We start from the raw sequence: 13233 nt of genomic DNA, 5'->3' as shown, positions 1-13233 counted from the left end.
GACAACATGAAACCCATTATTCAGGTCCAGGCGGTCAGCCAACGTTTTTCGACCGCCAGCGGTGAGTTCCTCGCGCTACACAATGTTTCTTTTGATATCCATGAAGGGGAGACCGTGAGTTTGATTGGTCACTCCGGTTGCGGAAAGTCGACGCTTTTGAATCTGATTGCCGGCATTACGCTGCCTACTGAAGGTGGCCTGATTTTCGATAACCGCGAAATCGCCGGGCCGGGGCCTGAGCGGGCGGTCGTTTTCCAAAACCATTCGCTGCTGCCGTGGCTGAGCTGTTTCGACAACGTAGCCCTGGCCGTCGATCAGGTCTTTCGCCACACCATGAGTAAAGCCGAGCGACGTGAGTGGATCGAACACAACCTGCACCGCGTCCAGATGGGCCACGCGATGCACAAACACCCCGGTGAAGTCTCTGGTGGGATGAAGCAACGCGTGGGCATTGCCCGGGCGCTGGCGATGAAACCCAAAGTCCTGCTTATGGATGAACCGTTTGGCGCACTGGATGCGCTCACCAGGGCGCATTTGCAGGATACGGTGATGCACATCCAGCAGTCGCTAAATACCACCATTGTGCTGATCACTCACGACGTTGATGAAGCGGTGCTGCTTTCCGACCGGGTTCTGATGATGACCAACGGGCCAGCGGCGACGGTGGGCGAGATCTTGACGGTTGATTTACCGCGCCCACGCAATCGGGTCCAGCTTGCCGATGACAGCCGATACCACCACCTGCGACAACGCATTCTCCATTTTCTGTATGAGAAACAGCCGAAGGCGGCGTAAGGAGGGGAAGATGACGCGACTGGTCATTGTGGGTCATGGCATGGCGGCAACTCGTCTGATTGAGGCGCTTGTTATGTACAAAAACGGCGGCATTTCCGTCACCGTTATTGGTGAAGAGCCGCAGCTTGCCTACAACCGGATCCAACTTTCCCCGGTGCTGGGGGGAGAAAAGCCCTTTGCGCAAACTTTGCTTCATCCGGCGCAGTGGTATCTCGATCACGGCGTGACGGTTCTGAGCGATGAAGCTGTGTTGGCCGTTGATGCCACCAGCCGCAGCCTGACCACCACAAAACGGCTTTTGTTCTGGGATGAGCTGGTATTTGCCACCGGATCGTATCCGTTTATTCCGCCCATTCCCGGCGTCCAACAACCGCATGTTCATGCTTTTCGCACGATGCAGGATGTCGAGGCGATTCTCCAACGGTCTGGGCCAAAGGTGGTGTTGGGTGGTGGCGTTCTCGGCGTGGAGGCCGCGGCAGCCTTACGTCTTCACGGTGACGATGTCACGTTGATTCATCGCGCGGGAAGGCTGATGGAACAACAGCTTGATCAACAGGCCAGCGATCTGTTGCAGGCACAACTAACAGGACGCGGTATTCGCTGCGAGCTTAGTTCCGGGCTCGTCAGTATCGAAGCCGACTGCGTAACGTTGCTCGATGGCCAGCGTATTGCGGCGAATGGCGTGGTGATTGCCACGGGGGTCAAACCCAATATCACTCTGGCGCAGGCGTGCGGTGTTGTTTGTCAGCAGGGGATCGTGGTGGATGAACAGCTTCGCACCTCAATGCCCGGCATTAGCGCCGTTGGGGAATGCTGCGAGATTAACGGCCAGACGTGGGGACTGGTTGCGCCGTGCCTGAAACAGGCTGAGGTGTTGGCTGCGCGACTGGCGGGTTTTACCGGTGCCGGATTTGGTTGGCAGGCGAGTGGAACGCGCCTCAAGGTGACGGGAATTGATCTGTTTAGTGCAGGCGTAACGGACACGACGGCGACGGATGCCACCCTGAGCACATACGATCCGCTCAGCGGGCACTATCGCCGCTTGCTGACGCGTGATGGAAAACTCCATGGTGTGCTGCTGATGGGCGATTGCCATAGCGCAGCGCCATTAACCGATTTGCTGGCCCAGGGGGCGACAGCCCACTCCGACTGGCTCTTCGACCGCTTTGATACGCAGCCATCGGCTGCAGGACAGATGACGATGACAAAACCGACGCTGGCTGTTGTGGGACACGGTATGGTTGGCCACCATTTTCTTGAGCAATGCGTAAGCCGTAATCTGCATTTGCATTATCACATTGTGGTGTTTGGCGAAGAACGTTATGCCGCCTATGACCGGGTGCATCTGTCAGAGTATTTCGCCGGGCGCAGCGCGCAATCACTTTCGCTTGTCGCTGATGATTTCTTTGCCCGTAGTGGCATAGAGCTACGTTTGGGGCAATGCGTGACCGGGATCGATCGTGAGATGCGCGTCATCCGCAACGCCGACGGACATGAAACCCACTGGGATTCGCTGGTGCTTGCCACCGGATCGTATCCGTTTGTCCCCCCTGTGAAAGGTGGGGACTCACCCGCCTGCTTTGTTTATCGTACGTTGGACGATTTGGATGCCATTGCAGCGAAAGCGAAAAGTGCGCGCCGCGGGGTGGTGATCGGCGGTGGCCTGCTTGGTCTGGAGGCTGCGAACGCGCTGCGTCAGCTTGGGCTGGAAACGCATGTTGTTGAGTTTGCCGCTAATCTGATGGCGGTGCAGCTGGATAACGCCGGTGCTGCGATGTTACGAGAAAAGATAGAGGCGCTCGGCGTTGGCGTCCACACCGCAAAATCGACCACGGAAATTGAAAGCACCACTGACGGACTGGTACTGCACTTTGCCGACGGCGAAAAGCTGGAAACCGAAATGGTGGTTTTTTCTGCGGGTATTCGTCCGCAGGATGCGCTGGCGCGTCGCAGCGGTTTAGATATTGGCGAACGCGGTGGGATTTGTATCGATAGCCACTGTCGCACGTCGGATGACGCCATTTTTGCGATCGGCGAATGTGCGCTGTGGGAAGGGCGAGTCTTTGGCCTTGTCGCGCCGGGATATCAAATGGCGCGGGTAGTCGCCGCACAGCTGGCCGGAGAAGATGTCAGTTTTAGCGGTGCGGATATGAGCACCAAGCTCAAGCTGCTGGGCGTTGATGTCGCTTCTTTTGGCGATGCGCATGCCCGTACGCCGGGCGCGAAAAGCTATCAATGGATGCATGGTCCCGAGCAGATCTACAAAAAGATCGTCGTCAGCGCAGAGGGCAAAACGCTGTTGGGCGGAGTGCTGGTTGGCGATGCTGGCGATTACGCCACGCTATTGCAAATGATGTTGAATGGGATGCCGCTTCCTGGTCAGCCGGAATCGCTGATCCTGCCCGCGCTGGCGGGCGGTGCGCCAAAAGCGCTTGGGGTTGCGGCATTGCCCGATACAGCGCAAATCTGCTCTTGTCATAACGTCAGTAAGGCCGATATATGCCGGGCGGTAAGTGCTGGTGCGACGGACATTGGCGCCATCAAACAGTGCACTAAAGCGGCGACCGGTTGTGGCGGATGCAGCGCGCTGGTGAAACAGGTGATGGAGCACCAACTTGCGGCCCAGGGCGTTGAGGTCAAAAAGGATATCTGTGAACATTTTCCCTGGTCGCGCCAGGAGATTTATCACCTTGTACGGGTGAACCATATCCATACTTTCGAACAGTTGATTAGCCGTTACGGCCAGGGTCACGGCTGCGAAATCTGTAAACCTCTGGTGGGGTCAGTGCTGGCGTCCTGCTGGAATGAGTATCTGCTTAAACCAGCGCACTTACCGCTGCAGGACACGAACGATCGCTATTTTGCCAATATTCAAAAAGACGGTTCCTATTCTGTGGTCCCGCGTATGCCTGCGGGAGAGGTCACACCGGACGGCCTGATCGCCATAGGACAGATTGCGAAACGTTATCAGCTGTACAGCAAAATCACCGGCGGGCAACGGGTGGATCTTTTCGGCGCGCGTCTGGAACAGTTACCCGATATCTGGCGCGAACTGGTGGCTGCGGGATTTGAAACAGGACATGCGTACGGGAAGTCGTTGCGAACGGTGAAGTCCTGCGTTGGATCGACCTGGTGTCGCTACGGCGTACAGGATTCAACGGCAATGGCGGTGATGCTAGAAAATCGCTACAAAGGGTTGCGTGCACCACACAAAATTAAAATGGCGGTGTCCGGTTGTACCCGGGAATGTGCCGAGGCACAGAGTAAGGATGTGGGCGTCATTGCGACGGATAAAGGCTGGAATCTCTATCTGTGCGGCAATGGAGGAATGAAACCACGCCATGCCGATTTGTTTGCCAGTGATTTAGATGATACCGCGCTGATGCGCACTATCGACCGTTTCCTGATGTTCTACATTCGCACCGCGGATCGTCTGCAACGTACCAGCACCTGGATGGATAACCTGGAAGGGGGCATTGCGTATTTGCGTGAAGTGATCCTCGACGACAGTTTAGGGATTGCCAGTGAACTGGAACAAGAGATGGCGCGGGTTGTGGAAAGCTACCAGTGCGAATGGCAAACCACGCTCAGTAGCCCGCAGCGTCTGGCGCTGTTTCGTTCATATATCAATAGTGATGAGGCGGATGAGACGGTTGCCCGTGCGCCTTTACGCGGGCAACCGCAGTTGGCTAAACCTGCATCCATGGGCCGTGAGTCATTACCGACAAAACCTTGGCAGGAGATATGCGCCCTTGATGCTATCCCTGAGCAGGCGGGTATTGGCGCACGTCTGGGAGATGTGCAAATTGCATTATTCCGCTTTGGGCAGACGATTTATGCCCTTGATAACCTTGAACCTGGTAGCGCTGCGCAGGTGTTATCGCGCGGTATTCTGGGGGATGTGCAGGGTGAGCCGATTGTTATCTCGCCGCTGTATAAACAACGTATTCGTCTGCGCGATGGCCGCCAGTATGACAGCGGAGAACAGGCGGTACGCGCCTGGCCGGTGAAAGTGGAGGCGGGCAAAGTGTGGGTGGGAACTCAGGCGTTGATCCTGCGGGCGGAGGCATCATGAGTGAGACTCGTACAACGTGCCCGTACTGTGGCGTTGGCTGCGGCGTGATTGCGCAGGTAGACGATAATGGCGTCACCGTCAGAGGCGACCCCGAACATCCGGCAAACTTTGGCCGCTTGTGCGTCAAAGGCGCGGCGCTGGCTGAAACCACAGGACTTAGCGGCAGGTTGTTGCAACCGATGGTGGATGGCGAAACGGCGAGTTGGTCGCAGGCGCTGGACACCGCCGGTGAACGTCTGCGCGCTATCATCGCTCAGCATGGACCGCATGCCGTGGCCTTTTATGCCTCTGGGCAACTGCTGACGGAGGATTACTATGCGGCGAATAAGCTGATGAAAGGCTTCATTGGCGCGGCCAATATTGATACCAATTCGCGGCTTTGTATGTCGTCTGCGGTGACCGGATATAAGCGGGCGCTGGGAGCGGATGTCGTGCCCTGCAGTTATGAGGACATCGAACGCAGTGATTTGGTGGTATTGGTGGGATCGAATGCAGCATGGACGCATCCGGTGCTGTATCAGCGTCTGGTGCAGGCGCGTAATGCTAATCCGTCGATGAAAGTCGTGGTTATCGATCCTCGTCGCACCGCAACCTGTGATATCGCCGATCTGCATCTTTCCCTGCTGCCCGGTAGCGATGCTGGGCTGTTTGTCGGCTTACTGAACACGATTGTGGCTGAGGGTAATGCGCAAAGTGAATTCGATGACGCTGCAGAAACGTTTGCTATCGCGCACGACTGGAGCCTCGCGCGTGTGGCGCAGTTTTGCGGGCTGGATGTTGCCGATGTTGTCACCTTCTATGACTGGTTTATGCGCGCGCCAACAGCCATCACGTTATACACCATGGGCATTAACCAGTCTGCCAGCGGTAGCGATAAGTGTAATGCGATTATTAACGTGCATTTGGCCAGCGGTAAGTTTGGTCGACAGGGGTGCGGTCCATTTTCGCTGACCGGGCAACCCAATGCGATGGGCGGCCGGGAAGTTGGCGGGTTGGCGACGCAGCTGGCGGCGCATATGAATTTTGAACCCCAGGATCTTGCCCGCCTGTCCCGCTTCTGGGGGACTGAAAGGTTGGCGCAGACGCCTGGTTTGATGGCCGTGGATTTGTTTGAGGCGATCGGTAAAGGCGACGTTAAAGCGGTATGGATCATGGGGACAAACCCGGCGGTGTCATTACCGGACAGCCATGCCGTGTGCCAGGCGTTGGCAGCCTGTCCACTGGTGATCGTCTCTGAAGTCGTGGCAGACACGGACACCAGCCGCTACGCGCATATTCGGTTTCCGGCGCAGGCCTGGGGCGAAAAAAACGGTACGGTGACGAACTCAGAACGACGGATCTCGCGCCAGCGTGCATTTTTACCTGCGCCGGGTGAGACGAGGGCGGACTGGTGGATCGTTGCGCAAATGGCGAAACAGTTGGGTTTTGCCCATGCGTTTGGCTGGCAAAGCGCATGGGAGGTATTTTGTGAACATGCGGCGCTTTCCGGTTATGAAAACAGGGGGGAACGTGCATTTGATATCGGCGCGTTAGCGGAGCTGACGCATCAACAGTGGGATGAGATGACGCCGGTTCGCTGGCCAGTGAGTACCGGCTCATCAACGCTAAATTTTTGGCAGGGGTGGCGTGGTAACCAACGTTTACGCCTGGTATCTGTTACACCACAGGGGATGAAAACGGCCTGTGATGCCCTCTATCCATTGGTGCTAAACAGTGGTCGCATTCGCGATCAGTGGCACACTATGACGCGGACGGGGACGATTTCACGCCTGATGCAGCACATCAATGAACCGCTGGTAGAAATTGCACCAGAGGATGCCTATCGCTTCAAGCTGAATGAAGGTGCGCTATGCCGGGTTAACTCCCCGCTCGGCGTAATGGTTGGTAGGGTGACCATTCACCGTGGACAGCGGCCAGGGAGCGTCTTCACTTCAATGCATTGGAATAATCATTTTGCCCGTCAAGGGCGGGTAAATGCATTGGTGGCGCCGATTTGTGATCCTGACTCTGGACAGCCGGAAAGCAAACAGACAGCGGTGCGCATTATGGCATGGCAGCCCCGGTGGCTGGGAGAGCTGTTTTGTCGCTCCGCGCTGACGTTTCCGGGGTTCGTTCACTGGTGGCGCAAAAGTGCTGACAATGCCTTGCGTTATACGCTGGCGGGCGACAGCGATATTTCTACGTGGCTGCAACAATATTGTGTGACGCAAAGCTGGCAACTTCAGCAGGCGAAATGGGAGCAGGGACTGAATCTGTTGGCCTGGCATGAAGGAAAGCTGATGCTTGGGCTCTGGTCAGCGGCAACGCTGCCGCAGATTGATGATGCGGCGATCCTCAGCGCATTCGTGCAAACGCCGGAAAATGCTCAGACTCGTCACGCACTGTTGGGCGGGAAACCCGGTGGTATTACGGCTGATAAGGGCGCGACTATTTGTAGTTGTTATAGCGTAGGAGAAAAGGCCATTACCCAGGCTATCGCTAACGGTTGTGATACGGTTCAGGCATTGGGAAAAGCGTTACGTTGCGGGAGTAATTGCGGATCGTGTATTCCGGAACTGAAGACATTACTGGCACAAAAAATCACACTCAATGATTAAGGATATTCCTGAAAATTTGAGAAAAAGCTGCAAAGGGGACGTCGGACAGGTAGGATTTACGCTGTGGTCCCCAAATTCAATGATATAAAAGCCAGTAACGATTTGAGCCGTTTTGTTTGCTGCAGATTTTCTCTTCTCCTACTCTTGCCGCTGGCAGGCGGTATTGCCAGCGCGCAGCCATCTTTTGTGCACCAGGCTGAAAACCCTTTCGATAACAATAGTGATGGCTTGCCCGATCTCGGTATGGCGCCGGAGTCGCGGGCAGGCGAAAAGCACTTTGCCGAAATGGTCAAAGCGTTTGGTGAAGCCAGCATGACCGATAACGGGCTTGATACGGGTGAACAGGCGAGGCAGTTCGCGTTTGGTCAGGTGCGTGACACGGTCAGCGAACAGGTTAATCAGCAACTGGAATCCTGGCTCTCTCCCTGGGGAAACGCCAGCGTTGGATTGCAGGTGGATAACGAAGGCAGCTTTACCGGAAGTCGGGGAAGTTGGTTTATCCCATGGCAGGACAATCAACGATATTTAACCTGGAGCCAGTTGGGGCTGACGCAACAAGACGAAGGTTTAGTCAGCAATGCGGGGATTGGGCAGCGCTGGGTACGCGACGGCTGGTTTCTGGGTTACAACACCTTTTATGACAACCTGTTGGATGAAAATCTGCCCCGGGGAGGCCTTGGCGCCGAGGCGTGGGGCGAATACTTGCGCTTATCCGCTAACTATTACCAACCGTTGTCCTCCTGGCAGGAGCGTTCCACAACCCAGGAACAACGGATGGCCCGCGGCTACGACCTGACTGCGCAAATGCGCATGCCGTTCTATCAACACCTCAATACCAGCGTCAGCGTGGAACAGTATTTTGGCGACCGGGTGGATTTGTTTCATTCCGGAACCGGGTACCACAATCCTGTGGCGGTGAATCTGGGATTGAGCTATACGCCGGTGCCGTTGATTACCGTGACGGCACAACATAAGCAGGGCGAAAGCGGAGTCAGCCAGAATAACCTCGGCTTAACGCTGAATTACCGCTTTGGCGTACCGCTAAAAAAACAGCTGATGGTCAGCGAGGTGGCAAACAGCCGATCGCTGCGCGGCAGTCGTTATGACGATCCGCAGCGTAACAATCTGCCGACGCTGGAATATCGCCAGCGTAAAACATTGTCGGTATTTTTGGCCACGCCGCCCTGGGATCTCAAGTCTGGTGAGACGGTGGCGCTGAAGCTGCAGGTGCGTAGTTTGCATGGGATCCGCCATTTGACCTGGCAGGGTGATACCCAGGCGTTGAGTTTAACGGCGGGTAGCGATAACCGAAGCGCGCAAGGCTGGACGATTATTATGCCGAAGTGGGACAGCAGCGAAGGCGCGGCAAACCGCTGGCGGTTGTCTGTGGTGGTAGAAGATGAGCAGGGTCAGCGTGTCTCTTCCAATGAGATCACGCTATCACTGACCGAACCGTTTATTACCGTTTCGGAAAATGATCCTCGTTAGCAATGAAGCATCAACGCGTTATCAGAAAATGCGTTCCTGATGTACCCATACCGCGGCTTCGACGCGTGATTTGAGCTTCATTTTCTTCAACATATGCTTCACATGGACTTTTACCGTACTTTCAGTGATGTCCAGACGACGGGCGATCATCTTGTTCGGCAGCCCCTGGGCAATGAGCTTGAGAATGTCGCGCTCACGCGGTGTCAGTTGGGTGACATCACGGTCCGACGTTGCACGATTAGCACGCAGGCTGGCGGCGAGAACCGGCGTTAAGGCTTCACTCAGCACCATTTCACCGGCCGCTGACTGTTGTAAGGCTTTGAGTAAATCTTCAGGCTCCATATCTTTCAGCAGATAACCGTCAGCGCCGCGTTTCAGTGCGGTAACTACGTCTTCTTCATGATTGGATACGCTAAACACAACGATACGGCCCGACAGTGACTTTTCACGCAGCTTATCGAGAGTTTCCAGACCGTTCATGCCGGGCATGTTGAGATCAAGCAGGATCAGATCGGGATCAAGGGATTCAGCCAGCTCGATACCCTGCTCACCATTGCTGGCTTCGCCGACAACGGTAATATCGGGCGCCATGCTGACAAGCTGTTTTACACCGGTTCGCAGCATCGGATGATCGTCGATCAACAGGATGGTTGCCGGTTCCAGATTACTCATGGGTATCTCCTTGGACTTCTGTGAAGTTTGTTTCGGGAATAAAAGTGACAGCAACTTCAGTACCGCCCGTCTCGCGACGGCGTACGCGGCAATCGCCGCGCAAGCTCTGCGCACGATCGCGCATTATAATCATGCCGTAGTGGTTACTGCGTTCGGCGTTTTCCGGTACGCCGCAGCCGTTATCTTGCACTGTTAGTTTGACCTGCTTGCCATTTTGCACCACCGTCACGACCACTTCATTGGCCTGAGAGTGTTTAAGTGCATTACTCAGGGCTTCGCGCGCAATTTGTAGCAGGTGAATCGCCTGATGCGAAGGGACCAGGCGTGGCGGTAGCTGATAATCCAGCTTAACCGTAAATCCAAAACGGGCGCTGTACTCCTGACAGCTGGCTTCCAGCGCCGGCCGTAATCCAGGTTCCGTGAGCTGTAAACGGAAGGTGGTTAACAGCTCACGCAGTTGTGCCCATGAAGCATTCAGCTCGTTACGAATCTGGCTGAGCAACTCGCGACAGTTATCTGAAAGCGCATCGCCCTGCATCTGCAAACAGCTAACCTGCATCTTCATACAAGAGAGCGATTGTGCAATAGAATCATGAAGTTCGCGTGCAATGGTGGCACGCTCTTCCATCACGATCAACTGCTGCTGACGCTCCTGATGTCTGTCGAGCGCGAGCGTTGCGGTCAGTTGCTCAACCAGGGTATCAACCAGCTGTTGCTGATCGTGGCTGAGATGGCGTCCGTTCGGCAAGGTAGCGAGCAGAATACCATACTGGGTATGCGCATCGGTCAGCCGCCATTTCAATGTGATCCCGCCGTCAATCGCGGGCAGCGTTCCGCGAGGACACAGATGGCAACCTTTTTCATCACAGCTGGCATTGGACTGACAGGTAAATTCCTGATGATTGTCTTCATCTTCCAGGTCGTAAACCCGGAGTTCAATATCATGTAGCAAGGTCAAATTTTGCAGACCGTTCAGCACCGGAGAGAGGCGTTCGCACAACGGCACCTGAGAGTGCAGGCGGCGGTTGGCTTGCCACAGAAAAGAAAGGATCTGATTTTTGTGCTCCAGTCCCGCCGTTTTTTCCTGCACCCGCTGTTCCAGCACGGCATAACTTTCGGCCAGTTCTTCCGACATATTATTCAGTGCCGAGCCCAGAGCGGCCATCTCATTACGCCCGCTGATACGCGCGCGTTGGGTAAAATCACGTTGGCTGACGGCTCGCGCCATCGCCAGCAGCTGCTTCCACGGCTCTAACAGGCGCACGCGCAGCCAGATAATGGTGAAAACCAGCAGCAATGCCATAAATATGGCCATCAGGCGATGCAGCAGGACGACGCGTTCAATGCGTAATTCGGTGGTATGGTCAAAAGCGGTAACCAGCTTATCCAGACCGCCTACAAAGCGCGTCACATCCTGCGCTACCGCATCAGGCGTTTGCGCATGCGCAAGCCCCGGCGCCAGTTCAGTGTGCCAGTAATCCTGTAGTGCTTTTAACTGCGCCTGTTGTCCGTCTCGCTTTGCGGCACGCGTCAACTCCGGGCTAAATGCCGTTTTCTCCATTTCATCCAGAAGCGGTTGATCGCTAGTGTCCAGCGGTACGGCTGCCAGCAGGCGATAACTCTGCATGCGCAGCGATCCCGCTTTGTTGATTGCATGGGCGCTACCCTGAACGCCCTGAACCAGCCAGCCGGAGACAGCCATACCCGCCACGCCGATGGCTGTGGACAATAAAACAATCAGCGCCACCTGGTTGACCAGCGTAAGCGGGGAGAGACAACGTTTAAACATGGTGACTTGTTCCTTCGGGTTTTCGTCGAACAGAAAACCTTATTGAATGACGATTCTGCTGCAGGCAGTGGCGTTATTCTCGGCGATACACTGGAGTATACCCATACCTCAAACGGGCTACCTCTTAATTGCCAGTGGAGGGAGAGATCCTGGGCGAGGGGGAGTAGGGGGCGACAGAAGCGTGAAAAACCACATCTTTTTTACCGAAGTTATGTACTCATTTAGGGTAATGATAAATTTTAGGCATGAATAATGACACCTTTTCCTTTGATTTATATCAACTTACCCCCAGCTGTAAACCCTAATGTTGCAGGCATCGAAACAAGTATCAGAGGTGTCTATGAGTCACTCATCTGCCCCGGAAAGGGCATCTGGAGCTGTAATTACCGAATGGCGGCCGGAAGATCCCGCCTTCTGGCAGCAGCGTGGTCAACGAATCGCCAGCCGTAACCTGTGGATTTCCGTCCCTTGCTTGCTGCTGGCGTTTTGCGTGTGGATGTTATTTAGCGCCGTGGCGGTGAACTTACCGAAAGTCGGATTTGATTTCACCACTGAACAGCTGTTCATGCTGACGGCATTACCTTCGGTGTCCGGCGCGCTGCTGCGTGTACCGTACTCCTTTATGGTTCCCCTGTTTGGTGGACGTCGCTGGACAGCGTTTAGCACCGGTATCCTGATCATTCCTTGCGTATGGTTAGGTTTTGCGGTGCAGGATACCTCCACGCCGTTTAGTACCTTTATTATTATCTCTCTGTTGTGCGGTTTCGCCGGTGCGAACTTTGCGTCCAGCATGGCAAACATCAGTTTCTTCTTTCCAAAACAGAAACAGGGTGGTGCGCTGGGTCTGAACGGTGGCCTGGGCAACATGGGCGTCAGCGTGATGCAGTTGGTTGCGCCGCTGGTGGTTTCACTGTCAATCTTTGCCGCATTTGGTAGCCACGGGGTTGAACAACCTGATGGTACGCAGCTGTATCTGGCAAACGCCGCATGGATTTGGGTACCGTTCCTTGCGGTGTTAACGCTGGCTGCATGGTTTGGTATGAATGAACTGGCAACCTCAAAAGCGTCGCTGAAAGAGCAATTGCCGGTGCTGAAACGTGGGCATCTGTGGATTATGAGCCTGCTGTATCTGGCAACCTTCGGTTCATTCATCGGTTTCTCTGCCGGTTTTGCCATGTTGTCAAAAACGCAGTTTCCTGAGGTACAGATCCTGCATTACGCCTTCTTTGGACCGTTGATTGGCGCGCTGGCTCGTTCAGCGGGTGGCGCAATCTCTGACCGTCTGGGCGGAACCCGTGTAACGCTGGTGAACTTTGTGCTGATGGCTATTTTCAGTGCCTTACTGTTCCTGACGTTGCCATCAAACGGCGTTGGCGGCAACTTTATCGCCTTCTTCGCGGTGTTCCTGGCATTGTTCCTGACGGCTGGTCTGGGGAGTGGTTCAACCTTCCAGATGATCTCCGTTATCTTCCGCAAGCTGACGATGGACAGAGTGAAAGCTGAAGGTGGTTCAGAAGAGAAAGCAATGCGCGAAGCAGCAACCGACACCGCGGCAGCGTTGGGCTTTATCTCAGCCATTGGTGCGATTGGCGGCTTCTTTATCCCGAAAGCATTTGGTACGTCTCTGGCGTTAACTGGTTCGCCGGTCGATGCGATGAAAGTCTTTCTGATCTTCTATGTCGCTTGTGTGGTCATCACCTGGGCGGTATACGGACGTCATTCTAAAAAGTAAAAAAGTAGTAGCAGTTGATTATCCATTGCGCGGTGTTAGACCGCGCTTTTTTTTGCTCTAAATTAGTTACAACATACTTATATGT

General features: G+C 55.0%; 7 protein-coding genes. 5 read left to right on the top strand and 2 right to left on the bottom strand.

Annotated features, from left to right (window positions below; all coding sequences use genetic code 11):
* Positions 1 to 6 precede the first annotated feature (6 nt).
* The 4 genes from ACHHZ7_RS11245 to ACHHZ7_RS11230 all read left to right on the top strand — a co-directional run bounded on the left by ACHHZ7_RS11245 (position 7) and on the right by ACHHZ7_RS11230 (position 8955).
* Complete coding sequence (locus tag ACHHZ7_RS11245; protein ID WP_395149077.1) at positions 7 to 795, top strand: ABC transporter ATP-binding protein; 789 nt, start codon at positions 7 to 9, stop codon at positions 793 to 795.
* A 10-nt stretch (positions 796 to 805) separates the two neighbouring features.
* Complete coding sequence (gene nirB, locus ACHHZ7_RS11240) at positions 806 to 4870, top strand: nitrite reductase large subunit NirB (protein ID WP_192464129.1); 4065 nt, start codon at positions 806 to 808, stop codon at positions 4868 to 4870.
* Positions 4867 to 7467, top strand: coding sequence for a nitrate reductase (locus ACHHZ7_RS11235; protein WP_192464128.1), 2601 nt, complete (start codon positions 4867 to 4869; stop codon positions 7465 to 7467). The genes nirB and ACHHZ7_RS11235 overlap by 4 nt, the downstream gene beginning before the upstream one ends.
* A gap of 102 nt (positions 7468 to 7569) precedes the next feature.
* Positions 7570 to 8955: a YchO/YchP family invasin gene (locus ACHHZ7_RS11230; RefSeq protein ID WP_060683719.1), complete on the top strand. Its 1386-nt coding sequence runs from the start codon at positions 7570 to 7572 to the stop codon at positions 8953 to 8955.
* A gap of 21 nt (positions 8956 to 8976) precedes the next feature.
* Here the strand turns inward: ACHHZ7_RS11230 and narL are convergent, their stop codons facing one another.
* Positions 8977 to 9627, bottom strand: coding sequence for a two-component system response regulator NarL (gene narL, locus ACHHZ7_RS11225; protein WP_003833392.1), 651 nt, complete (start codon positions 9625 to 9627; stop codon positions 8977 to 8979).
* The gene (gene narX, locus ACHHZ7_RS11220; protein ID WP_060682118.1) at positions 9620 to 11416 is read right to left on the bottom strand and encodes a nitrate/nitrite two-component system sensor histidine kinase NarX; all 1797 of its coding nucleotides are present in this window, start codon (positions 11414 to 11416) and stop codon (positions 9620 to 9622) included. Before narX ends, narL begins: the two co-directional genes overlap by 8 nt.
* A 340-nt stretch (positions 11417 to 11756) precedes the next feature.
* Between narX and ACHHZ7_RS11215 the strand changes: the two genes are divergently transcribed.
* On the top strand, positions 11757 to 13148 hold the full coding sequence (locus tag ACHHZ7_RS11215) for a NarK family nitrate/nitrite MFS transporter (RefSeq protein ID WP_003833390.1): 1392 nt from the start codon (positions 11757 to 11759) through the stop codon (positions 13146 to 13148).
* Positions 13149 to 13233: the final 85 nt, after the last annotated feature.

Source organism: Citrobacter freundii complex sp. 2024EL-00216, from assembly GCF_043945515.1.
Taxonomy (GTDB): Bacteria; Pseudomonadota; Gammaproteobacteria; order Enterobacterales; family Enterobacteriaceae; genus Citrobacter; species Citrobacter portucalensis.
Note: the sequence above shows the minus strand (reverse complement) of the source record. Positions and strands in the feature narration are given on the sequence as shown.